Genomic DNA, 22,159 nt, shown 5'->3' on the forward strand with positions numbered 1-22,159 from the left:
ATGGACAGGATTACGCTGACCGGAGTGACCGCAGTGGGCCATCACGGTGTCTTCGATTTCGAACGCCGGGAGGGCCAACCTTTCGTTGTGGACGCCGTGCTCCACCTGGACTTCACCGAGGCGGCACAGTCCGACGACGTCCGGGACACCGCCCACTACGGCGAGGTGGCGCAGCGTATTACCGACTGGATCACCGGGGAGCCCCTGAACCTCATCGAGGCACTGGCGGTGCGGATCGCCGACAGCCTCCTGGCCGAATTTACGCTCCAGGCCGTCGATATCACTGTCCATAAGCCCCAGGCCCCCATCCAGGTCCCATTTGGTGACGTGGCAGTGACGGTCCACCGGGAACGCGTCCCCGCCGCCCCTGCGCTGTCCGGGGCAACGGCATGAACGGGATCTACACCAAGGCCGTGCTCGCGCTGGGCAGCAACCTTGGTGAACGGAATGAGACGCTGACCGAGGCTGTGGCGGACCTGGTGGATCCACCGGAAGTCCGGCTCCTCGCGGTCTCGCCCATCGTCCAGACCAAGGCTGTGGGCGGCCCGCCGGGGCAACCGGACTTCCTGAACATGGTGATCACCGTGGAAACCATCCTCACGCCGCAGGAACTGCTGGAACACTGCCAGGCGGTGGAGAACAAGCACCTCCGCGTCCGCGAGGTCCACTGGGGACCGCGGACGCTCGACGTCGACATCATCACCTACGGCGAGCTCCGCAGCGACGACCCCGCCCTGACCATCCCGCACCCCCGGGCGGCGTCACGGGCGTTCGTCCTGTACCCGTGGTCGCTGATCGAACCCGCCGCCACGCTGAACGGCGAACGGATCAGCACACTGGCGGTCCAGGCGGAGGATTTTCACGATCTCGCCCCGTTTGATGGGTTCGGGGACTTTGACGGCATGCCGACGGCGGGAGCGGTGGAGGAGCGATGAAGCCCATCAACCCCCTCCGGCTGCTGCTGATCTGCGTCATCCTGGCCGTCGCAGGCTGGTCGGCCACAGTTGTCACCAGCCGGTACAGCATGGCCACGCCGGTCCTGCCGGCTACCGCCCTTGCCACCATGGGCGTCATCGTGATCATCACGCTTATCCTCGGCATCCGTGTCCTGAGATGGCGCAACAGCCTCAAGCCCAACAGCACTGCCAGGAAGACCCAGCTGGACCCGCTGCTGGCTGCCCGGACCCTGATCCTGGCGCAGGCGTGCGCATACGCGGGAACGGTGCTGCTGGGCTGGCATGTTGGCATCTTCCTTGACCAGCTGCGGATCTGGAGCCTGCGCAGCGACCAAGGCATCACCTGGCTGGCCCTGGGCATGGCCGGCGGCGGCCTGGTGATGATCGTGGTGGGGCTCGTCGTGGAGCGTTTCTGCCGGATCCCGCCGGAAGACGGCGACACCACCGGCGTTGACGGGAAGAAAGGCCGGCCTGCCCGCGGGGAAGCCGCGGGGGAAGGCGAATATGCATACCGGGGCGATTGACCCGCCGGGGATCGCCTGGCAGCGGGTGTCGCCGAAATACATCACAGTCCGGCTGGTGGAATGGGCCCTGGCCAACCTTGCCGCGGTGCTGGTCCTGTCCGCGCCGCTGGTGTTCGTCCTCCTGGGGTGGTGGCGGTGGCCGCCGCTGTGGCTGGCCGTTACCGTTCCGGCAGTCACGCTGCTGGTTGCGTTGTGGCGGCTGGTCCTCATTCCCCGGCAGGTCCGGGCCATCGGCTACGCCGAGCGCGACGACGACCTTCTGGTCAGGAGCGGCATCTTCTTCCAGCGCACCATGGCGGTCCCGTACGGCCGCATGCAGTATGTGGACATCGCCGTGGGGCCGGTGGAGCGCGGGCTGGGCCTGTGCACCGTGAAGCTGCACACGGCCTCGCCCGGCACCAATGCGCGCATTCCCGGCCTCCCGGCAGCGGAAGGTGCCAGGCTGAGGGAACAGCTGGCCGCCCGCGGCGAAGCCAGGCTGGCAGGACTGTGACCACTGACGGTCCGTTGCCCGGGCCGCCGGCGCTGCCGCCTGCTGCAGCCAGCCCGGAAACCAGAGGAACGCCCGACGGCGAATGGCTTCGGGTGCATCCTGCCTCACCTTTCGTCCGCGGCTGGGTTGCACTGGCCGCCATCGCATTCTTTTTTGGCCGGGACCTGTTTGAGCGGACACTTCAGGGCCAGCCCGTGTTTGAGGACGGGTTCGCCAGGCGTGCGCCGTGGCTCCTGGGCGGTGGTGCGGTGGTGCTTGCCGTGGCGGTCCTGGGGTTCGTCCTGACCTGGTACTTCACCAAGTATCAGGTTTCCGGCGGCTATGTCCGGGTCAACAGCGGGCTGATCTTCCGCCAGCACCGGCAGGCGCGGCTGGACCGGGTGCAGGCCATTGACATTGTGCAGCCCCTGCTGGCCCGCATCTTTGGCCTGGCCGAACTCAAGTTCGAGGTTGCCGATGCCGGCGAATCCGCGGTGCGCCTGGCGTACCTCAGGATTGACGACGCCCGCCAACTGCGCGCCACCATCCTGGCGCGCGCTTCCGGCGCTGTATCCGTGGCTTCTTCCGGCGCCGGTTCCGTGGCGGCCGCCGGTCCGGATGGCCGTTCCACGGCAGTCCACTTTGGTACGCCCGCACCCGAGGCGCCGGAATTCACGGTCCTTGCGGTGCCGCCGTCGCGCCTTATCGGGTCGCTGCTGCTGAGCGAGCAAAGCTTCTTTATCGTGGTGGGCGGCTTCGCTTCGGTGCTCCTTTCTACGCTGACGGACAACCGCGCCTTCTACTTTTATCTGGTGCCTGCCGCACTGGGCCTCGCAGCCAGCTATTGGAACTTCTTCAACAAGGGCTACAACTTCACCGCATCGGTCTCACCGGACGGCATCCGGCTGCGGTACGGGCTGCTGGACACCCAGACGCAGACGCTCCCACCAGGCCGGATCCAGGCGGTGAAGATTGCCCAGCCACCGCTGTGGCGGCCGTTCGGCTGGTACCGGATGCAGGTGAACGTGGCCGGCTACGGGGCATCCGGCAACGCCGTGGAAGGCAACACCAGGACCATCCTCCTGCCGGTGGGCAAGCTCGCGGACGTCATGGCCATGCTTTCCCTGGTCCTGCCGGACCCCGGAACGGACAGGCCGGCGTCGGTGTTTGCCGCGGGCCTTACAGGCAGGGATTCCGACGGCGGGTTCGTCACCACGCCGCGGCGGGCCCGGCTGCTGGCGCCCTTGGCCTGGCGGCGGAACGGTTTCGCCGCTACGGACACGGCCCTGCTGATCCGCTCCGGGCGCTGGTGGCGGGAACTGGTGCTGGTTCCCCACCAGCGCACGCAGTCACTGGCGCTCCACCAGGGGCCCGTGGCGCGCCGGTTCCGGGTGGCGGACCTGGTCCTGCACACGACGGCCGGACCCGTTGCCCCGCGGCTGACCCAGGCGGGCCTGGACGAGGCACGGCAACTCTTCAATGAGCAGTCGGCGCGTGCCCGGCTGGCCAGGAAGCGGCAAACCACCGAACAATGGTTGCGGCAGGTTGTGCCCGCTGTGGTGCCCACGCCGCTGACTCCAACTCCGCTGCCTGGGTCTCCACTGCCTGCGGCGGAGCTCCCCGGGCCGGCAGCCAATGAAGCCCGCACCCACTACCAACAGGAAGGCCAGCAGCATGGCTAAGCCCGGACGCCTCGGCGTCGGAATCATCGGCGCCGGCAAGGTGGGGGCAGTGCTCGGCGCGGCCCTGCGCGCCGCCGAGCACGCTGTCGTGGGGGTGTCAGCGGTCTCCGACGCAAGCCGGGAGCGGGCTGAAGCATTGCTCCCCGGCGTTCCCATCCTTGAAGTACAGGACATCGTTGAGCGCGCCGAACTGGTGCTGCTGGCGGTGCCCGACGACGCCCTGCCGGGCCTGGTGGAGGGGCTGGCGAAGCTCGGGGCCTGGCAGCCCGGACAGCTCGTGGCGCATACCTCCGGCCGGTTCGGTGTAGGCGTACTGCATCCGGTACGCGCCGCCGGCGCCGTTCCGCTGGCGCTGCACCCGGCCATGACGTTCACGGGCATGAGCCTGGACCTCACCCGGCTGCTCGACTGCACCTTTGGGGTGACGGCCGATGCCGCCATGCTTCCCATCGCCCAGGCACTGGTGGTGGAGATGGGGGCGGAGCCCGTGGCCATCGCAGAGGCCGACCGGACGCTCTACCATGCGGCCCTGGCCCATGGTTCCAACCACCTCGTCACCCTCGTGGCACAGGCGTCGCAGCTCCTGCGCGAGGTGGGGGTGGAATCGCCCGAGCGCATGCTGGGTCCGCTGCTGCGCGCCACGCTGGAGAACGCGTTGGCCTCGGGGGAGTCGGCGCTGACCGGCCCGGTTGCCCGCGGCGACGTGGGGACCGTGCGTGCGCATGCGGAGGCGTTGCGGGAGTTCGACGGCGGCGGGCACGGTGATGTGCTGGAGGCTTACCTTGCAATGGCCCGCGCCACCGCCCGCCGCGCTGAGGGGCGCGGACTGCTGAAACCTGACCAGCTGAAGGGGCTGCACGAGGCCCTCGATCCGAAGGAAGACTGAATGTCCATTCAACTCGTCACCACCGTGGCCGGCCTGCGGGCCGAGAGTGCCAGGCTCCTCAGCGCCAAACGCGGGACCTCCCAGGGGCTGGTGCCCACCATGGGCGCACTCCACCCGGGCCACGCCGCGCTGGCGCGCACCGCCGTCGAAAACAATGACGTGGTGGTGGCCAGCATCTTCGTCAACCCCCTGCAGTTCGGTGACGCCGCGGACCTGGACCGCTACCCACGGACGCTCGACGCGGACCTTGCGCTGCTGGAGGAGCAGGGCGTTGACCTGGCCTTCGCTCCTTCCGTGGAAGAGGTCTACCCGGGCGGGCAGCCGTTGGTGCGGATCACGTCCGGCCGTCTTGGGGAGAAATGGGAGGGTGCTTCCCGGCCCGGACACTTCGACGGTGCCCTGACCGTCGTGGCCAAACTGCTGCACTACGGGGTGCCGGCGGCGGGCCTCCCGGCCGGCTCCGCAGGCGGGGCTTCCACCAACGGCGGCCTGCCTGCGTACCGGGCCTACTTCGGGCAGAAGGACGCCCAGCAGTTGGCGCTGGTCCGGCGGATGGTTTCCGACCTGAATTTCCCTGTGGAGATCGTGGGCGTGCCCACGGTGCGCGCTGCGGACGGGCTGGCGCTGTCCAGCCGGAACCGCTTCCTGTCAGACGCGGAGCGGGACGCCGCGCTGGTTCTGTCCAGGGCACTGCGGCTGCTGGATGAGCGGGCGAACGCCCATGAGCCGCTTGACCTTGATTCCGCGCTGGCGCTGGTGGAGTCCCAGCCCTTGGTGGAACTGGACTACTTCGATGTGGTGGATCCGGGAACCCTTGAGCCGCTGGCCGAGAACTGCAGGGAAACGCCCTTCCGTGGCGAGGCCCTTGCACTCATCGCGGCCAAGGTGGGCCCGGTGCGGCTGATCGACAACATGCCGCTGAGTTCATAGCTGTCCGGGCTGGTGGCGGCGCCTCTCCGGGCGGTGCCCGTTACAGGCCTGAATGGTCCCGGCTGGTCATGAGCTGTTCGAGCAGTGCGCGTTCAGGCTGGTCCGGGTTCCTGGCGACACAGCGGCGGAGGCGGGCCCTGGCAAGCTCTTCACTCGGGTCCTCGCCGCCGAGCAGCTCATCGATGATTTCCTGCGCCTGCCACCGGAGCGACTCTATGGCGAACTGCCTGACCTCGGCGGGCGTATCACTGGACATCCAGGGATCGGGATCCGACGGGACATTTTGGAACATCCGCTCTGCTGACATTGGGGCCTCCTTGCTCCAAACCGGCGACCTCGGGTGCGCCGTTGCGGTGTTCTAAAGAACTGCGTAGGAAAAACAGTACAGCGGGAAAGACCAGTCTGTCTCCCCTGCACTAGACTCCAAGTCCTATGAGCACAGAGGCGAAGGTCCCGATTTCTGACGCGTCTTCCCAAACGACGCCGGAGGGCGCCACCAATTCTCTGGAGCGGATCCTTTCGGTGGCCTATGAACTGTTCTCCCGCCGGGGAATCCGGGACGTTGGCGTCAATGAGCTCATTGAGCGGTCAGGGGTTGCAAAAGCCACCTTTTACCGGCACTTCCCGTCGAAGGACTCGCTGGTCCTGGCGTTCCTGGAGCAGCGGGACAAGCTGTGGACCGTTGAGGCGATCGTGTCCCAGGCGCGGCAGCGGGGACAAACACCCGTTGAGCGGCTGCTGGCAATCTTCGATGTACTGGAGGAATGGTTCCGGCGAGACGACTTTGAAGGAAGTACCTTTATCCACGTCCTGCTGGAGATGGGACCTTCGCACCCCCTGGGCCAGGCCAGCATCAACTACCTGGCAAAGCTCCGGGGACACGTGCAGGCATTGGCCGAAGAAGCCGGACTCATGGACCCTGACGGGTTCGCACGTTCCTGGCAGATCCTGATGAAGGGATCCATCATCTCGGCTACAGGCGGTGACCTGGATGCCGGCAAGCGCGCGCGGCAGATGGCGGGCTGGCTGATCGAGCACCACAAGGCTTAGCCCGGAAGTCGTCTACGCCCAGGCGCCAATGGGGTCCGGGGGGCGGGGCGAGGGGGCGTTAGCCGGATAGCACGAAGGGTTTTTGTGAAGAATTCTGCCCATGCGGGGTCTTCTGGTGAGAGGTCGTTGAGGTCTATGAGTGTGTCGTCGTCTGGTTCCCATCGTGGGAGTTCTTCGAATCCGGGGTCTTCTCCCAGGGTTGCTGTGGGCGTGAGCCATTGCGGCCACTGGGTTGGTTCGGCGTCGGGGTGTTCGGCGTTGTAGTGGCGGCCTGCGGGTGAGGTCCAGCCGGGAGGCTCGTTCTTCGCCGCTGGGGTGGGGAGCCAGGGCCAGGCGTGTTTGAGCCGGTGGTGCTTTGGGCAGAGCTGTGCCAGGTTGCTGGTGCCGGTGGTTCCGCCGTGTTCCCAGGCCGTGAGGTGGTCGGTTTCATTGTCCAGGGTGCGGTTGCTGCAGCCGGGGAAGCTGCATTTGCCGTCGCGCATGCGGATCCATTGTTTGATGGTTTCCGGGAGCCGGTAGCGGGTGCGGCCGATTTCCAGTGGCGCGCCGTCGCGGGGGTCGACGAGGACCCGGTAGAACGACTCCGCCCCGTCCGCCACGAGCCGCCGTGCCATCGATGCCGGGATGGGGCCGAACCCGTCCAGTACCGCGGGCTCGTCCGTCAGGCCGAGCAGGGAGCAGACCGGCACCGTGACCAGGACGTCGGCCCGCGGGGTGGGGACTCGGTCTATCTCGGTGGGAGCCGCCGTACTGGACGGGCTGCCTGCACCCGGCGCGCTTCCGGAACCAGCGGCGGTGTCAGTGGTGGCGATTGGAATGTTTTCGGTGATGGTGTTTCCTGCACCGAGGAGTAGTGATGCTGCGATGTCGGGGCGGAGCTGGGTGAGGGTGCGGGTTTCGCCGGGGTCTTGGAGGCCGCGGGCGATGGCGGTGCTGCGGTTCCAGATGGCACACGCGGTGTCGCCGGGGAGGTAGAGGGAGATCCAGGCCATGCCGTCGCGGTCAGGGGTGTATTCCATCCGCCGGTCCGCGACCCCCTTCGCGTGGCGCTTCTCCAAGGTTTCGGGGTGGTGGCGTTCCCGCCAGGCGCGGACCTTGGCGCGGAACCGGGAGGGGATGAGTTCGCCGGGGGCTGCGCCGCGGGCGGGGTTGGGTGCGTCGGGGTCGAAGAAGTGCGCCACCAGGGCGGCGGCACCGGCCGGGGTGAGGCCTTCGGTTTCGTCGGCAACAATTTTCGCGTGCTGCCAGGAAATGGTCCCGGCTACCAGTGCGTCCGTCACCGGCGGCAGGGAACACACCTGGCGGGACTGCTCCACGAACGCCCCGGCAGCGCCGGAGCTGATGGTCAGGACCCCCGCGATCTCCTCCACCGCTGACATCTCCGCATACGTGCGTTCATGCACGGGCGCGTCCGGGGCGAGCATGGCCTGCTGGAACCCGATGCACTCCACCGCGTCCTGGGCTTCCACGGCCGCGAGCTGTGCCCTCAACCGGGACGAGACTTCCAAACGATCCAAGCGCAGCTCGTACCGCCGCTGCACCACATCGACGTCAGCACTGACACCTGCCCCGGCAGCCAGGAAAGCGTCCTCACGGTCCAGCGCATCGAGGGCAGCAACAGAGGAGTGAACACCCTCCAAAACCGTCCCGCCACCGCTGCTGATTTCCATACGAACATCATCTATCGAGGCACTGACAATCAAACCTGCCGCGTAAGCCTGACAAACCTGCGCCGCTCGTATCTGCCCCGCAACTGTCCAGCCCAGCTGCTGCCAAGGTGCCGCGAGCGCCTGCCCGCGGGCCGCCGTCGTCCGTCTTTTTGCTGCGCAAGTTCCTTTTCGCACCCCAAATTTCCGGCGCGATAAGTCATAAGCGCAGCGCAGAGGAATGTCCGTAGCGGAACCTGCGCAGAGAAACATGCGCTCCGGAAATAAATAGTCAGCTTGCTTATTACTTCTGGCTTTCCTAGGCTGGAAAGCGTCAGGCAATCAACTCTCGAAGCGGAACCCCGCGTGCCAAAAGCGCGCAACCGCAAGCATGAGGAGGAACAATGTCAGAGCACAGCATCGCGGGCAAGAAGGTGGCATTCCTGCTGACTGACGGCGTGGAGCAGGTGGAGCTCACCAGCCCCTGGCAGGCCGTAAAGGATGCCGGCGGCGAACCCACCCTGGTTGCACCCAAGAGCGGCAAGCTGCAGGGCTACAACGGCACAGAGAAGGGCGATACCTTCGACGTCGACCTCACGGTGTCGGAAGCAAATGCGTCCGAGTTCGACGCCCTGGTGCTTCCCGGCGGCGTCGTCAACGCGGACCACCTGCGTGTGGACAAGGACGCCCAGAGCTTCACCCGCAGCTTCTTTGAACAGCACAAGCCGGTGGCATCGATCTGCCACGGACCCTGGCTGCTGATTGAGGCCGGAGTCATCAAGGGCCGGAACGTCACGTCCTACTTCACCCTCGAAACCGACCTGAAGAACGCGGGCGCCAACTGGACGGACCAGGAGGTTGTGGTGGACCAGGGCCTCGTGACCAGCCGCAACCCTGACGACCTCCCGGCGTTCAACAACAAGCTGGTGGAGGAGATCTCCGAAGGCCAGCACGCAGGCCAGACCGCCTGACCCCCTATTGTTCCCTCAGGGTTGAAAAACCCGTATGGAGGAATTACTCCAGCGGGTAGAGTGTTGGAATCTGCAGCGGCCAGCTCCGCGCATCACTCACCACTCTCCCTGAGGGAACAATCATGTCTACCGAAGTCTCTCCGAACGCGAGCGGGAAGCCCGCCCCTGACCAAGGACTCGGCGAAGGGGTCCGCCAAGGATCCCTGCCCGCTGCACCGGAGAAGATGTCCCGGGAGTCTGTAACCATCATCAGCACGCTGCTGGTGGCGACGTTCGTGGTAATCCTCAACGAAACCATCATGAATGTTGCCCTGCAGCGACTCATGGTGGACCTTCGCGTGGACGCACCTACCGTCCAGTGGCTGTCCACAGGATTCATGCTCACCATGGCCGTGGTCATCCCCACCACCGGCTTCATCCTCCAGCGCCTCTCCACGCGGGCCGTCTTCATGCTGGCCATGGGCCTGTTTGCCGGCGGAACAGCGCTTGCCGCAGCGGCCCCCGGGTTCGAGGTCCTGCTCCTGGCGCGCATCGTCCAGGCGGGCGGCACCGCCATCATGCTGCCGCTGCTGATGACCACCATCCTCACCCTGGTGCCGCTGGCCAAGCGCGGCGCGGTTATGGGAAACGTCAGCATCGCTATCTCGGTGGCGCCGGCCATGGGTCCCACCGTGTCGGGGCTGATCCTTGAGCACTTCACCTGGCGCTTCATGTTCGTCTTCGTCCTGCCCGTGGCCCTCGCGGCGCTGGCCATCGGTGCCAAGTACCTCACCAATGTAGGCGAGGTGGAGAAGGGCAAGCTCGACGTCCTGTCAGTCATCCTCACCGTCCCCGCCTTCGGTGGCCTGGTTTACGGGCTTAGCCAGATCGGCGGCGGCCACGGCGGCCAGGCAGGTCCCAGCGCCGGTGCCATCGCAGCGCTGGTCATCGGCGTCGCTGCCCTGACGGTTTTCGTCCTCCGCCAGGTCCGGCTCCAGAAGGCAGCCGCACCGCTGCTGGACCTGCGCGCGTTCAACCTCCGGATGTTCACCGTTTCGGTCCTGCTGATGGTGGTGGCCATGATGGCCCTGTTCGGCGGCGTCATCCTGCTGCCGCTCTACCTCCAGGAAGTCCGCGGCCTCGGGTCGCTTGAGACCGGCCTTGCCCTGCTTCCCGGCGGCCTGGCCATGGGCCTGCTGGGTCCGCTCATCGGCCGCGCATTCGACAAGGTGGGCCCGCTGCCGCTCACGGTCACCGGGTCCATCCTGATGGTGGCGGCCCTCTGGCAGTTTTCAATGCTCGACGCCGGCACCGCGGTCTGGTGGATCGTCACCCTGCACGTGGGGCTGAGTTTCGGCCTCGCGCTGCTGTTCACCCCAGCCTTCACCACCGGTCTGAACCCCCTGCCGCCGCACCTTTACTCCCACGGCTCCGCGATCATGAGCACCACCCAGCAGGTGGCCGGCGCCGCGGGCACGGCGCTGCTCGTGTCCATCTTCGCCGTGGTGAGTGCGGCATCCGGACTCGTCGCCGGGATGAGCGCCGCCTTCATGACGGCAACCGTCATAGCCCTCGCCGCCGTCGTACTTTCCGCGATGATGCGCAAGACCGAAGGTGCCGGACCGGGCCACGGCGCCCACTAGCCCAACTGGGTCAGCCGGCGAAGAAGTCGCTCAGTTCCTTGATCAGCTTGTCCGGGGCCTTGATGGCGCCGTCGTGGCCGAAACCGGGCAGGATGGTGTAGCTGGAGCCGGAGAGCACGTCGTGGATCTGGCCGCAGGCGATGCCGAAGTAGGCCGGGCTCTTTTCGCCGACCACGATCAGTGTCTCCAGGGGCAGCGCCTGGAACGGCTCGGCCGGCATGTCAGCGGCAATGATCGCCTTGATCTCGCGGACACCGGTGCGCATCAGCTCGCGCTGCTGCTTGCCTTCAGTGGTGCCGGCCGTCAGCTTGTTGGCCAGGGTGAGCATGGAAAGCGGCATCCGCGAAGAGAAGGAGCCGCCCGCTTCCAGGCCCCGCTGGATCACGGCGAGGGCGCGGTCATGGTCTCCGGCGGCGATGGCGCGCTCATACTCCACAATCCAGTCGGCGGTGACGCTGCCGTTCACGGAGACCGCGGGATCGTAGACGGCCAGGCGTTCCACCGGAAGGGTCCGCGCAGCGTGCAGGGCAACGGCGCCGCCGAAGCTGTGGCCAAAGACGTCGGTGCTGGAAGTGTGCTTCATGACCGTGTCCAGGTCCCGGATGTCCACGTCCAGCGTGTAATCCTCGGGCTGCGGCGACGACGAGCCGCGGCCGCGCCGGTTGAACGTGTGCACTGGCCTGCCCAGGGCAGCGCTGAGCTTCTGGGCAAATTTGGTGTAGTCCGCGGCCGTCACCATGGAGGGCGGTACAACCACCACGCCCGAACCTGCCGAAGCCAGTTCCGCGCCGGTGGAGAAGAGCTCCACAGTGCCGCCGTCGGGGGTCCTGATATTCTCACGCGTCATGGTCCGAGCCTAGCCGAGCAAGCCGGGTGCGGGCATCCCGGGCGCGTGCGGACCGGAACTCACGCCAGGCGGTCGATAAGCGCCTGGCCCGCCGCGCGGATGGCCGGCAGCTGGTGGCCCAGCCCACAGAGGATCAGCCCGGCATCTGCCGCCTGCAGCGCCGAACCGGCATCAACCGCGCCGTCCGCCCGCAGGTAGATCAGCGATTCGACCAGGCGGAACGTGACGTCACCGCCGTCCGGTCCGGCAGCGGTGGCTGAAAGACCGCGTCCCAGTTCCCCGTATATCCGCCTGAGCTCCCGGCGGTCACTGAGGAACCGGGCAAAGCGGGTGCTCCGGACCTCGGGCAGGTGGTACAGGACGCCAAGGTTCCAGCGGGCGGTGCACAGCTGGGTGCCGTCATAAAGCGCGACGGCGTGCAGGCGGCTTCCAGCCGGGCTTTCGGTTCCGGGGCCGTCGGCAGGCAGCGCCGCCACTGCGCGCGCGAACTTCAGGCCGCCGGACACGGTTCCCTCCAGCAGGTCCTCGAGGATGTCGTCCTTGGTTTTGAAGTGGTGGTAGAGGGACGACTGCCGTATTCCCACGGCGTCCGCGATGGACCGGGTGGAGGTGCTGGCAAAACCCTGGGTGGTGAAAAGCTCCGCCGCGGCGTCGAGGATTTCGTCGCGCGCGGTTGCCCCCGGCCGCGAGGGCTGCTGGTGGCGGGGGCGGCCCGGTCCGGCTGAAGTCACGGCCTCATTCTTGCATTCCCGGGCAGGACCATGTGGCAGCCGGAAGCCGCCCCTCGGCTGCGGTGAGGGGACGGAAATCCGCGCGAAACAAGATGTCTATCCGCCTTTTACAGAGGTGAAACTGTTTGGGGACATCCCGCTGGAAAACTATCAATTGACCGGTAATCAGCAGCCTTCGGCCGAGCGCTGCGGTGCCGGGAGGCTTCGCCCCCAAGATCCCTTTCCAGTTCCGGAGATTCCCATGACATCAACAGTTCTCCCCACCGTCCACCAGGACGATGCAGACCTGACGTCCCTTGGCTACCAGCCCACCCTCCACCGAAAGCTCGGCCGCTACGCTTCCTTTGCCGCCGGCTTCTCCTTTGTATCCATCCTCACCACCATCTTCCAGCTCTTCGCCTTCGGCTACTCCTTCGCCGGACCCGCGTTCTTCTGGACCTGGCCGGTGGTCCTGGTGGGCCAGCTGCTCGTGGCCCTGAACTTCGCCGAACTCGCCGCCCGCTACCCCCTCTCCGGGGCCGTGTACCAGTGGGCGCGGCGCGTCGGCGGGGAAGGCATCGGCTGGTTCGCCGGCTGGTTCATGTCCATAGCGCAGGTGGTCACCGCAGCCGCAGCCGCCATCGCCCTGCAGGTGGTCCTTCCCCAGCTCTGGGACGGTTTCCAGGTAGTGGGCGGCGATCCGGCCCTCAATACGGTCACGGGCGCATCGAACGCCGTCGTCCTGGGCGCAGTCCTCCTGGTGGCCACCACCATCATCAACTCCCTGGGCGTGAAGCTCATGGCCCACGTAAACTCCGTTGGCGTCACCTGCGAGATCGTGGGCGTCGCGGCCGTGATCCTGGCCCTCATCAGCGCCGCCCAGCGCGGACCGGAGGTCGTGGCGGACACCACCGTGCTGCAGGGCTCCGACCTCGGCGCCGTGGGAGCCTTCCTGGTGTCAGGACTGATGGCCGCATACGTCATGGTGGGCTTCAACTCCGCCGGTGAACTGTCCGAGGAAACCAAGGACCCGCGCCGCACCGCTCCCCGGACCATCCTTTCCGCCCTGCTTATCTCCGGCATCGGCGGCGCGCTGATGATTATCACCGCACTGATGGCGGCGCCCAGCCTCGACGACGGCCGCCTGGCCACCGAGGGCCTGCCCTACGTCCTCACCGCAGTCCTGGGCACCTTCTGGGGCAAGGTCCTCCTGGTGGATGTGGCCATCGCCATCTTCGTCTGCACCCTGGCGATCCAGACCGCCGGTTCCCGGCTGGTATTTTCCATGGCCCGCGACGGCAAGCTCCCGGCGTCGGCCCTGCTCTCCTCAGTCCACCCCACCCGCGGCACGCCCATGTGGCCCTCCATCGCCATCGGTGCCCTGGCAGTGGGAGTACTGGCCATCAACGTTGGCAACGCGGCCCTGTTCACCACCCTCTGCAGCGTCTGCATCGTCATGGTCTACATCGCCTACCTCCTGGTAACCATTCCGCAACTGATTAACCGCCTCCGCGGTGACTGGGCGCGGGTGGGCCAGACAATGCCTGCCGGACTGTTCTCCCTGGGCCGGTGGGGCCTTCCGGTCAACATCCTGGCTGTCCTTTACGGCGGCGTCATGGTGGTCAACCTCGCCTGGCCCCGGCCTGAGGTGTACGACCCCTCCGGCGAGAACGGGCTCCTGCTCTGGTCCGCGCCCCTGATGGTGGCGGCCGTCCTGCTCCTGGGCCTGTGGGTCCGGGGCCGGAAATACCGCCAAGGCCTGAGCCCCAAGAACACATCCGCCCGTAAGAACCAGCACAGGACTGACATGACACAGACCCTCGAAACACCAGCAACCGGAACCGCCACCACGGCCGGCGCCCGCTCTCACGCCAGGGATCAGCACGGCAAGACGGCGGACACCATGCGCCACGTGCCCGCAGCTTCCGCTCCGGCCCGCCTTGTGACCGGAATGCCCGACGGCGCGTCCCCCACGTGGGCGGAGTCCCTTGCCTTTGGCCGCTACACCACCATGGCGCTGGCCCGCGGCACCCGCATCAGGCTCACCGACACGGCCGGTGACGCGTGCGTGCACACCCTCCTGTACCGCACCGGCAACCTGCACGAACGCCTCAACGTGGCCGACACCGTCAAGGTCCCCTGGCAGGCCTACCCCGGTGCCGGGCACCCGCTGCTGTCCGACGCCGGCCGCCTGATGGCCACCATCGTCGCGGACACCTCCGCCCGCCATGACGCGCTCACCGGCGCCACCACCCTCGCCGGCAACGCCGAGAAGTACGGTGCGGGGACCGCCCACAGTGCGTCGCCCGCAGCCCGCGAACTGCTGACCCTGGGCGCACTGAAGAACGGGCTGGGCACCAGGGATGTGGCGCCGTCGCTCTCCTTCTTCAAGGGCATCAACGTGGACCCGGCCGGCAGCATCACGTTCACCGGCAGCGCGGGGCCGGGTGCCGCCGTCGAACTTCTCCTCCACATGGACGCCGTGCTGGTCCTGGCCAACACCGCCCACCCGCTGGACCCGCGCGCGGACTTCACCGGCACCGCCGTTGACATCCTTGCCTGGCACGCACCGCAGGACCTCGCCGCGCTGGAGTCCGGCAGCCTGAGCGGCCCGCTGGCCCCGGAGCACCTGCAGGCCCTCCGCAACACTGACCACGATCTCGCCGCTAGGAACTCCCGATGAACACTGCAATCGATACCAGGTCAACCCATGACGCCGCCGACACGGCCCTCGCCCCAGGCACCGTGGTCCTTGACGAGTTCGTCGAAGCCCGCGGCCCATGGTCCGCGGTCGTGGCAGCGGGCGATGTCCTGACCATCGTGGACCTGGAAGGCAACCAGGCCGTGGACTGCCTGCTCTATGCCGCGGCCGACACCACTGTGCGCTACTCGGCCGCCGCCACCATCGCGGCGCAGCAGTCGATCGTCCTCACCACGGGTTCCGTCCTGCGGGCGGACACCGGGGCGCCCCTGATGACCGTTGTTGCTGACGAGGTGGGCGTGCACGACACCATCGGTGGCGCCTGCTCGCAGGAGTCCAACACGCTCCGCTACGGGCAGCACACCCGTGAACAGCACGCCTGCGTGGAGAATTTCCTGATCGAGGGCTCGCGCTGGGGCCTGGGCAAGCGGGACCTGGTGTCCAACATCAACTGGTTCATGAACGTCCCGGTGGACCCGGACGGTGCCCTGGGCATCGTTGACGGCCTGTCCGCTCCCGGCAAGCGCGTGGCCCTGAAGGCCGAGGTGGACACCCTGGTGCTCGTCTCCAACTGCCCGCAGATCAACAACCCCTGCAACGGCTTCAACCCCACCCCCGTCCGCATGATCGTCACCCGGCCGGAGGCTGCCAAGTGAACAGCAAGAACGTGAACGCCTTCGACACCCTCCTGGTCGCCAACCGCGGTGAAATTGCGTGCCGCATCATCGAATCCGCCCGCAAGCTCGGACTCCGGACCGTCGCCGTCTTCTCCGAGGCGGACCGCGGCGCCAAGCACGTCCGGCTCGCCGATGAAGCCGTGCTCCTGGGGCCCGCACCGGCCAAGGAGTCCTACCTCCGGGTGGAAGCCATCCTTGCCGCCGCCAAGGAAACCGGCGCCGGCGCCATCCACCCCGGCTACGGCTTCCTCTCCGAGGACGCGGCCTTCGCCGAAGCCGTCGAGGCCGCCGGGCTGGTTTTTGTGGGCCCCACCGCCGAGCAGTTGCGCATCTTCGGCACCAAACACACAGCGCGCGACGCCGCCCGGGCGGCCGGGGTGCCCATGATCGCCGGTTCAGGGCTGCTTGAGGACGTGGACGCCGCCGTTGCGGCCGCCGACACAATTGGCTTTCCGCTGATGCTCAAGGCCACCGGCGGTGGCGGCGGAATCGGCATGACGGTCTGCCGCTCCGAGGCCGAACTCGTGGACAGCTTCCCCCGCGTGGCCCGCCTGGCCGGCGCCAGCTTCGGCACCGCTGGGGTTTTCGCCGAGCGCTACGTGGAGAACGCCCGGCACGTCGAGGTCCAGGTCTTTGGTGACGGCGACGGCCGGGTGGTGAGTCTCGGTGACCGGGACTGCTCCCTGCAGCGCCGCCACCAGAAAGTCCTCGAGGAAGCGCCGGCCCCGGATCTGCCGGCAGAGCTGCGGGAGGAACTGCACCGCAGCTCCCGCGCCCTCTGCGCCTCCCTTAACTACCGGTCGGCCGGCACCGTGGAGTTCGTCTATGACTCGGCGCGCAAGGAAGCCTCCTTCCTGGAAGTCAACGCCCGGCTCCAGGTGGAACACCCTGTCACCGAGGCCGTGACCGGGGTGGACCTGGTGGAGTGGATGCTCCGCCTGGCCCAGGGCGGCGCGGAAGCGGCCGGCGTCCTTGCCGGCCTGCCTGACGGCCTGCCCGTTTCCGGCCACGCAGTGGAAGCCCGCGTCTATGCGGAGGACCCGGCCCGCGCTTTCCAGCCCAGCGCCGGCACGGTCACCAACGCCGCATTCCCTGCCACAGACGGTGTCCGCGTGGACGCCTGGGTGGAGACGGGCACCGAGGTGTCCACCAACTACGATCCCCTCCTGGGCAAGATCATCACGTCCGGCGCGAGCCGCGGCGAGGCTTTTGACCGGCTGGCAAGGGCGCTCGCCGGGACCCGGGTCGACGGCATTGAAACCAACTTAGGGCTGCTCCGCGCTGTCACCGGCATGGACGTGGTCCGCAGCGTTGACCACTCAACCAGCACCCTGGACAGCGTGGGGGACCCGGAGCCGCGCATCACCGTGGAACGTCCCGGCCTCCAGACCACCGTGCAGGACTGGCCCGGCCGGACGGGGCTGTGGCAGATAGGGGTCCCGCCAAGCGGCCCCATGGATGACCTCTCTTTCCGGCTGGGGAACACCGCCCTGGGCAACCCGGAAGGCGCGCCCGGCCTGGAGTTCACCATGACCGGCCCCAGCCTTGTGTTCACGCACGCCACCACCGTCTGCGTCACCGGCGCAGAAGTAACGGTCACGGTGGACGGCGCGGAGGTGCAGGCCTGGGCACCCGTCACGGTTCCCGCGGGCGGGACGCTCGACGTTGGCACGGCGACCGCCAAGGGCCTGCGCGGCTACATCCTGTTCCAGGGCGGCCTGGACATCCCCGAGTACCTGGGCAGCGCGTCCACCTTCACGCTGGGGCAGTTCGGCGGCCACGCCGGACGCGTCCTCCGCGCCGGTGACGTGCTCCGCTCCGTGAAGCCTGGCCCCGAGGCCCAGGCTGAAGCACCTGCCGCAGCGGTGCCGCTGGACAGCCGTCCCGCCCTCACCTCCGCCTGGGAACTGGCCGTGGCCGAAGGCCCGCACGGCGCCCCGGAGTTCTTCCAGCCCGAAGATATCGAGGAGTTGTACGCCGCGGAGTACGAGGTCCACTTCAACTCCGCCCGCACCGGCGTCCGCCTGATCGGCCCCAAACCCCGCTGGGCGCGGACCGACGGCGGCGAGGCAGGCCTGCACCCTTCCAACATCCATGACACCGCCTACTCGGTGGGGGCCCTGGACTTCACCGGTGATACCCCCATCCTGCTGGGCCCGGACGGACCCAGCCTGGGCGGCTTCGTCTGCCCCGTCACCGTGGTGACGGCCGACCGCTGGAAGCTGGGCCAGCTGCGCCCGGGGGACAAGGTCCGGTTCGTGCCCATCAAAGCCAGCCAGGCGCCGTCGGCCAGGGACCTGGGGCCCGGCCGCCAGCTGGTGCTGCCGGGTGACGCGGAGTGGTCGCCGAACCCGTCCGTGGCCGCCCCGGCGACCAGCCGCGGCTTCCGCGGCGATGGCGACGACGGCGTGCTGGGCCGCGTGCCGGAAGGTTCCGGCCGGCCTGCCGTCACCTACCGCCGCTCCGGGGACGACAACCTGCTGGTGGAATACGGCGAGATGGTGCTGGACCTTGGCCTGCGCGCCCGGGTCCACGCCCTGCACCAGCAGATCGAGGCGCTCCGTGTGCCGGGCGTCGTGGACCTCACCCCGGGCATCCGGTCGCTCCAAATCAAGGTGGATCCGTCCGTGCTGTCCACCACGCGGCTGCTGGACCTGGTCCAGGAGGTCGAGGCAGCACTGCCTGCCAGCTCCGAACTGGTGGTTCCCAGCCGCACCGTCCGGCTGCCGCTGTCCTGGGACGACCCCGCCACCCGTGAAGCGATCCAACGCTACATGGCAGGCGTCCGGGACGACGCCCCCTGGTGCCCGTGGAACATCGAGTTCATCCGCCGCATCAACGGCCTGGACTCGGTCAACGACGTCTTCGATACCGTGTTCAACGCCGAGTACCTGGTGCTTGGGCTGGGCGACGTGTACCTCGGCGCCCCGGTGGCCACCCCGCTGGACCCGCGGCACCGCCTGGTCACCACCAAATACAACCCGGCCCGCACCTGGACGCCGGAGAATGCTGTGGGTATCGGCGGCGCGTACATGTGCATCTACGGCATGGAGGGCCCCGGCGGCTACCAGTTCGTGGGCCGCACCACCCAGGTGTGGTCCCGGTACGCCGACTCAGCCCCGTTCGAACCCGGTTCGCCGTGGCTGCTGCGCTTCTTCGATCGGATCTCCTGGTACCCGGTCAGCCCAGAGGAACTCCTGGACCTGCGCGCCGACATGGCCGCGGGCCGCGGCCGGGGCGTCGAGATCGAGGAAGGGACTTTCTCGCTCGCCGAGCACGAAAAGTTCCTGGCGGAGAACGCCGCGTCCATCGAGGCGTTCCGGGAAAAGCAGGGCGCCGCCTTCGCCGTCGAGCGGCAGGCATGGGCCGACGCCGGTGAGTTCGATCGTGTGGAGGCGCTGGCCGCCGTCGTCACTCCCGTGGTGGACGACGTGGAGGTTCCGGACGGCGGCTCTCTGGTCTCCGCACCCTTCGCTGCAAGCGTCTGGAAGGTGGACGTGGCCGCAGGTGACCGCGTGGTCAAGGGACAGCCATTGGTTTCGCTGGAGGCAATGAAGATGGAAACGGTCCTCGAAGCGCCGTGCGATGGCGTGGTAGTCCGCGTCCTGCAGGCTGCCGGTTCCCAGGTGGTGGCCGGTGAGGCAGTAGTGGTCCTGGGCGGCAGCGACCTGGCGACCGGGGAAGTGGAAAACCTGGATCTCGAGGCACAGGAACTGGAAGAGGCGGCAGTATGAGCACCACAATCAACGGCGCTGCCACCAGGCGCGTCCAGGCAGCGCTGGCGGCTGTTGAGGCTGTGGACCGGCCGGAAATCTGGATCACGCTGCGCGGCGGGGAGGACCTCCTGGCCGAAGCCGCAACCATTGACGCGGCCGTTGCCGCCGGGGCGGAGCTCCCGCTGGCCGGGCTGCTGCTGGCCGTCAAGAACAACGTTGACGTGGCAGGTATCCCCACCACCGCCGCCTGCCCGGGCTTTGCCTACACCCCGGACAAGGACGCGGAAGCGGTGGCCCGCCTCCGCGCGGCCGGGGCCCTGGTCCTGGGCGCCACCAACCTGGACCAGTTCGCCACCGGACTGGTGGGGACCCGGAGCCCCTACGGTGCCGTCCGGGATTCCCGACGGCCGGAGTACATCTCCGGCGGCTCCAGCTCCGGCTCCGCGGTAGCGGTGGCCTTGGGGCTGGTGGATATCGCGATCGGTACGGACACCGCCGGCTCGGGCCGGGTCCCGGCCGGGCTGCAGGGCATCGTGGGCATCAAGGCAACGCTGAACGTCGTCTCCACAGCCGGGGTGGTGCCGGCCTGCCGGTCCTGGGACGCCGTGACCATCTTCGCCCGGCACCTGGCCACCGCCGAGCTCGCCATGGGCATCATGGCCGGCAACGCCCGGGCGTGGCCCGCGGACGTCAGGCTTGCCGCGCCGTCACGACCGCGCGTGGCCTACCCGGCAAACCTGCCGGCACTGCCGCCGGAGTGGGCCGCCGAATTCGACCGCCACATTGACCGGCTGCGGGCTTCCGGGGTGGACGCCGCACCGATCGACTTCGACGACTTCCTCCAGGCGGCCCGCCTGCTGTACGACGGCGGGCTGGTGGCCGAGCGCCACGCCGCCGTGGGCGCTTTCCTGGAAACGTCCGACGGCGGCGCTGACGGCGGGGCGGGCATCGATCCCACCGTGGAAGGCATCATCCGGGCGGCGGGCACAGTGCCCGCGCACCGGTACGTCGCCGATACCGGCCGGCTGGAGGAACTGAAAAACAAGGCCATGGCCCGGCTTGAGGGCTTTGATGCCCTGCTGGTCCCCACCGCGCCCTTCCACCCCACGCTGGCCGAGGTGGCCGCGGACCCCGTCGGCGTGAACTCGCTGATGGGCACGTACACGAACTTCTGCAACCTCTTTGACCTGTGCGCGGTGGCCGTCCCGGCCGGGGAAGCGGACGGCGCGCAGTTCGGGCTCACGGTGGTGGGCCGCACCTTCCATGACGCCGTTGCAGCGGACATCGCCCGCCGCCTGGAAGTGACCCCGGATGCGCCGGCCCTCTTTGCTGCCGGCGCGGCAGCCGGGGCAACGGCGGAAGCCGGGCGGCCGTCGTCGTCCGTTCCATGGCCGGTGACTGCGGGCGCTGAATGGAGGCCGCTGGTGGTGGTGGGCGCGCACCGCAAAGGGCAGCCGCTGGCGCCGCAGATGGAGGAACTCGGGGCGTTCTGGGACGGCCCGGTCCGGACGGCGGCGCGGTACCGGATGGTGGCGCTCGACACGGTGCCACCCAAGCCGGGCGTGTACCGGTCCGACGACGGCGCGGAGCTGGCGGGGGAGCGGTGGCTCTTGTCCCCGGCGGCCTTGGGGGCGTTCCTTGCTGCGCTCCCCGAACCCATGCTGCTGGGATCGGTGCAGCTCTCGGACGGGTCCACCGCCGTAGGGTTCGCCTGCGACGCCGTTGCCGCTGCGGGCGGGGAGGACATCACAGCCTGGGGCGACTGGCTCGCCGACCGGGCCGGGGAACCGAAGCCGCGGACGGTGTGGCGGGACCTCGGGGAAGCTGCCCTGGCCGGGTTCAGCCGCGGGGAACGGGGATAGCGTCACGGGCATCCGGGCGGGACTCCCCGTCCGGATGCCCGTCCCGGAAGTAGTCGGAAATTGCCGTGACCAGGTCCTTGACCGCCGCCGGGATGGACCCGTGGAAGCACTTGGGGGAGAGCTGGTAGGTGCTCCCCGGCACGGCTGCGTGGAGCCGTTCCGCCGTCACCCGGTAATAGCTGGGGCTCTTGCCGCCTGCCATGAAGTGGGTTCCGGCGGGCAGCACGCTGAAATCCCTGGCGTGGTCCTTTTCGTCGTACGCCGCCCTCAGCTCGCCCACCCCGCTGGGCATGACCTGTTGGAACATCCTGTTGACCTTGGTCCGCGACAACACCGCCATCAGGCCGGCCAGGACCGGTTCGGGGATCCTGGCCATGGCTGAGCCCGGGCTGGTGGCCTTCTTCATGTGCGCCAGCGCGTGCCCCACCCTGCCGTTGTTGACGGCGTCCTCGAACCCGTCCAGCCAGGCGGTGTCGATGCTGCCGTCAATGTTCACCGCCGCGTCGTACACGGCCAGCTTGTCCGGGACGAACTCGGTCCCGGCGAACTCCTGGACCGCGTTCAGTGCCACCGATCCGCCCAGGCTGTGGCCCAGGATGTTCCGGGCACCGGTGGCTTTGAGCGCCGTCCGGACATCCTCGATCTCGGTGGCCATGGAATAGTCCGCGGGCTGCTCGGAGGAGTTGCCCCGGCCCCGCCGGTCGTAGACGTCAACAGCCCAGCCATCGCCCAGGCCCTTCGCCAGCGCAATGGAGAACGGCCGGTAGATCAGGGCCGTGAGGAACGCGCCACCGATCAGCAGCACCCGCTTTTCGCCGGGCGCGTCCTCGGTGCCGTAGCTGTATAAAGCCAGCCTGCCGCCGTCGTGCGTTGGAAGTACCCGTTCTTTCACCCGCCCATCCTAGGG

Annotated in this window: 19 protein-coding genes and 1 pseudogene; 15 read left to right on the forward strand and 5 right to left on the reverse strand. The window is 68.2% G+C overall.

The window, feature by feature from the left end; translation table 11 throughout:
* The 7 genes from folB to ACTAQI_RS17815 are packed head-to-tail and all read left to right on the forward strand — an operon-like array spanning window position 1 to window position 5,450.
* Window positions 1-393, forward strand: a complete 393-nt coding sequence (folB, locus tag ACTAQI_RS17785; protein WP_457947615.1) for a dihydroneopterin aldolase — start codon at window positions 1-3, stop codon at window positions 391-393.
* The gene (gene folK / locus ACTAQI_RS17790; protein WP_457947616.1) at window positions 390-935 is read left to right on the forward strand and encodes a 2-amino-4-hydroxy-6-hydroxymethyldihydropteridine diphosphokinase; all 546 of its coding nucleotides are present in this window, start codon (window positions 390-392) and stop codon (window positions 933-935) included. Before folB ends, folK begins: the two co-directional genes overlap by 4 nt.
* Window positions 932-1,480 carry a DUF3180 domain-containing protein gene (locus ACTAQI_RS17795; RefSeq protein WP_457947617.1) on the forward strand — a complete coding sequence of 183 codons (549 nt, stop codon included), beginning with the start codon at window positions 932-934 and terminating at the stop codon, window positions 1,478-1,480. The genes folK and ACTAQI_RS17795 overlap by 4 nt, the downstream gene beginning before the upstream one ends.
* The gene (locus ACTAQI_RS17800) at window positions 1,461-1,973 is read left to right on the forward strand and encodes a PH domain-containing protein (protein ID WP_457947619.1); all 513 of its coding nucleotides are present in this window, start codon (window positions 1,461-1,463) and stop codon (window positions 1,971-1,973) included. The genes ACTAQI_RS17795 and ACTAQI_RS17800 overlap by 20 nt, the downstream gene beginning before the upstream one ends.
* Complete coding sequence (locus ACTAQI_RS17805) at window positions 1,970-3,634, forward strand: PH domain-containing protein (RefSeq protein WP_457947620.1); 1,665 nt, start codon at window positions 1,970-1,972, stop codon at window positions 3,632-3,634. The genes ACTAQI_RS17800 and ACTAQI_RS17805 overlap by 4 nt, the downstream gene beginning before the upstream one ends.
* A complete protein-coding gene (locus tag ACTAQI_RS17810) occupies window positions 3,627-4,520 on the forward strand; it encodes a Rossmann-like and DUF2520 domain-containing protein (protein WP_457947621.1) in 894 nt (297 codons plus the stop codon). Before ACTAQI_RS17805 ends, ACTAQI_RS17810 begins: the two co-directional genes overlap by 8 nt.
* A complete protein-coding gene (locus tag ACTAQI_RS17815) occupies window positions 4,521-5,450 on the forward strand; it encodes a 4-phosphopantoate--beta-alanine ligase (RefSeq protein WP_457947623.1) in 930 nt (309 codons plus the stop codon).
* Between the two features lie 40 nt (window positions 5,451-5,490).
* Here ACTAQI_RS17815 and ACTAQI_RS17820 read toward each other — a convergent pair whose 3' ends face one another.
* Window positions 5,491-5,757 (reverse strand): hypothetical protein, encoded by a 267-nt coding sequence (locus ACTAQI_RS17820; RefSeq protein ID WP_457947625.1) that lies wholly within the window; start codon window positions 5,755-5,757, stop codon window positions 5,491-5,493.
* A 125-nt stretch (window positions 5,758-5,882) separates the two neighbouring features.
* Here ACTAQI_RS17820 and ACTAQI_RS17825 point away from each other — a divergent pair, with 125 nt between their 5' ends.
* Window positions 5,883-6,500 (forward strand): TetR/AcrR family transcriptional regulator, encoded by a 618-nt coding sequence (locus ACTAQI_RS17825; protein ID WP_457947626.1) that lies wholly within the window; start codon window positions 5,883-5,885, stop codon window positions 6,498-6,500.
* On the opposite strand, the gene ACTAQI_RS17830 is transcribed toward ACTAQI_RS17825, so the two are convergent.
* On the reverse strand, window positions 6,497-8,170 hold the full coding sequence (locus ACTAQI_RS17830) for a DUF222 domain-containing protein (RefSeq protein WP_457947628.1): 1,674 nt from the start codon (window positions 8,168-8,170) through the stop codon (window positions 6,497-6,499). The genes ACTAQI_RS17825 and ACTAQI_RS17830 overlap by 4 nt on opposite strands.
* 380 nt (window positions 8,171-8,550) lie before the next feature.
* Between ACTAQI_RS17830 and ACTAQI_RS17835 the strand changes: the two genes are divergently transcribed.
* Window positions 8,551-9,117 carry a type 1 glutamine amidotransferase domain-containing protein gene (locus tag ACTAQI_RS17835; RefSeq protein WP_457947630.1) on the forward strand — a complete coding sequence of 189 codons (567 nt, stop codon included), beginning with the start codon at window positions 8,551-8,553 and terminating at the stop codon, window positions 9,115-9,117.
* Between the two features lie 122 nt (window positions 9,118-9,239).
* The gene (locus tag ACTAQI_RS17840; RefSeq protein WP_457947631.1) at window positions 9,240-10,739 is read left to right on the forward strand and encodes an MDR family MFS transporter; all 1,500 of its coding nucleotides are present in this window, start codon (window positions 9,240-9,242) and stop codon (window positions 10,737-10,739) included.
* A 10-nt stretch (window positions 10,740-10,749) separates the two neighbouring features.
* Here ACTAQI_RS17840 and ACTAQI_RS17845 read toward each other — a convergent pair whose 3' ends face one another.
* Together ACTAQI_RS17845 and ACTAQI_RS17850 are read right to left on the reverse strand one after the other, a co-directional pair.
* Window positions 10,750-11,586: an alpha/beta fold hydrolase gene (locus ACTAQI_RS17845; protein ID WP_457947633.1), complete on the reverse strand. Its 837-nt coding sequence runs from the start codon at window positions 11,584-11,586 to the stop codon at window positions 10,750-10,752.
* 59 nt (window positions 11,587-11,645) lie between these two features.
* A complete protein-coding gene (locus tag ACTAQI_RS17850) occupies window positions 11,646-12,317 on the reverse strand; it encodes a TetR/AcrR family transcriptional regulator (RefSeq protein ID WP_457947634.1) in 672 nt (223 codons plus the stop codon).
* Window positions 12,318-12,558: 241 nt separating this feature from the next.
* On the opposite strand from ACTAQI_RS17850, the pseudogene ACTAQI_RS17855 reads away from it, so the two are divergent.
* The 5 genes and pseudogenes from ACTAQI_RS17855 to atzF all read left to right on the forward strand — a co-directional run.
* Window positions 12,559-14,040 (forward strand): annotated as a pseudogene (locus ACTAQI_RS17855) (amino acid permease); the annotation flags it as partial.
* A 207-nt stretch (window positions 14,041-14,247) separates the two neighbouring features.
* Window positions 14,248-14,979, forward strand: coding sequence for an urea amidolyase associated protein UAAP1 (locus ACTAQI_RS17860; RefSeq protein WP_457951101.1), 732 nt, complete (start codon window positions 14,248-14,250; stop codon window positions 14,977-14,979).
* Window positions 14,976-15,653 (forward strand): urea amidolyase associated protein UAAP2, encoded by a 678-nt coding sequence (locus ACTAQI_RS17865; RefSeq protein WP_457947635.1) that lies wholly within the window; start codon window positions 14,976-14,978, stop codon window positions 15,651-15,653. Before ACTAQI_RS17860 ends, ACTAQI_RS17865 begins: the two co-directional genes overlap by 4 nt.
* A gap of 11 nt (window positions 15,654-15,664) precedes the next feature.
* Window positions 15,665-19,408: an urea carboxylase gene (gene uca / locus ACTAQI_RS17870; RefSeq protein WP_457951102.1), complete on the forward strand. Its 3,744-nt coding sequence runs from the start codon at window positions 15,665-15,667 to the stop codon at window positions 19,406-19,408.
* Window positions 19,405-21,252, forward strand: a complete 1,848-nt coding sequence (gene atzF, locus ACTAQI_RS17875) for an allophanate hydrolase (RefSeq protein ID WP_457947636.1) — start codon at window positions 19,405-19,407, stop codon at window positions 21,250-21,252. Before uca ends, atzF begins: the two co-directional genes overlap by 4 nt.
* Here the strand turns inward: atzF and ACTAQI_RS17880 are convergent.
* Window positions 21,230-22,144 (reverse strand): alpha/beta fold hydrolase, encoded by a 915-nt coding sequence (locus ACTAQI_RS17880; protein ID WP_457947638.1) that lies wholly within the window; start codon window positions 22,142-22,144, stop codon window positions 21,230-21,232. The two genes, atzF and ACTAQI_RS17880, sit on opposite strands and share 23 nt — an antisense overlap.
* Window positions 22,145-22,159: the final 15 nt, after the last annotated feature.

Source organism: Pseudarthrobacter sp. alpha12b (assembly GCF_054130495.1).

What these genes read in the sequence shown, in the direction of transcription:
- folB (WP_457947615.1), top strand. Translation starts at nt 1, where the DNA reads ATGGACAGGATTACGCTGACCGGAGTGACCGCAGTGGGCCATCACGGT.
- folK (WP_457947616.1), top strand. Translation starts at nt 390, where the DNA reads ATGAACGGGATCTACACCAAGGCCGTGCTCGCGCTGGGCAGCAACCTT.
- ACTAQI_RS17795 (WP_457947617.1), top strand. Translation starts at nt 932, where the DNA reads ATGAAGCCCATCAACCCCCTCCGGCTGCTGCTGATCTGCGTCATCCTG.
- ACTAQI_RS17800 (WP_457947619.1), top strand. Translation starts at nt 1,461, where the DNA reads ATGCATACCGGGGCGATTGACCCGCCGGGGATCGCCTGGCAGCGGGTG.
- ACTAQI_RS17810 (WP_457947621.1), top strand. Translation starts at nt 3,627, where the DNA reads ATGGCTAAGCCCGGACGCCTCGGCGTCGGAATCATCGGCGCCGGCAAG.
- ACTAQI_RS17815 (WP_457947623.1), top strand. Translation starts at nt 4,521, where the DNA reads ATGTCCATTCAACTCGTCACCACCGTGGCCGGCCTGCGGGCCGAGAGT.
- ACTAQI_RS17820 (WP_457947625.1), bottom strand. Translation starts at nt 5,757, where the DNA reads ATGTCAGCAGAGCGGATGTTCCAAAATGTCCCGTCGGATCCCGATCCC.
- ACTAQI_RS17825 (WP_457947626.1), top strand. Translation starts at nt 5,883, where the DNA reads ATGAGCACAGAGGCGAAGGTCCCGATTTCTGACGCGTCTTCCCAAACG.
- ACTAQI_RS17830 (WP_457947628.1), bottom strand. Translation starts at nt 8,170, where the DNA reads ATGGAAATCAGCAGCGGTGGCGGGACGGTTTTGGAGGGTGTTCACTCC.
- ACTAQI_RS17835 (WP_457947630.1), top strand. Translation starts at nt 8,551, where the DNA reads ATGTCAGAGCACAGCATCGCGGGCAAGAAGGTGGCATTCCTGCTGACT.
- ACTAQI_RS17840 (WP_457947631.1), top strand. Translation starts at nt 9,240, where the DNA reads ATGTCTACCGAAGTCTCTCCGAACGCGAGCGGGAAGCCCGCCCCTGAC.
- ACTAQI_RS17845 (WP_457947633.1), bottom strand. Translation starts at nt 11,586, where the DNA reads ATGACGCGTGAGAATATCAGGACCCCCGACGGCGGCACTGTGGAGCTC.
- ACTAQI_RS17860 (WP_457951101.1), top strand. Translation starts at nt 14,248, where the DNA reads ATGCCCGACGGCGCGTCCCCCACGTGGGCGGAGTCCCTTGCCTTTGGC.
- ACTAQI_RS17865 (WP_457947635.1), top strand. Translation starts at nt 14,976, where the DNA reads ATGAACACTGCAATCGATACCAGGTCAACCCATGACGCCGCCGACACG.
- atzF (WP_457947636.1), top strand. Translation starts at nt 19,405, where the DNA reads ATGAGCACCACAATCAACGGCGCTGCCACCAGGCGCGTCCAGGCAGCG.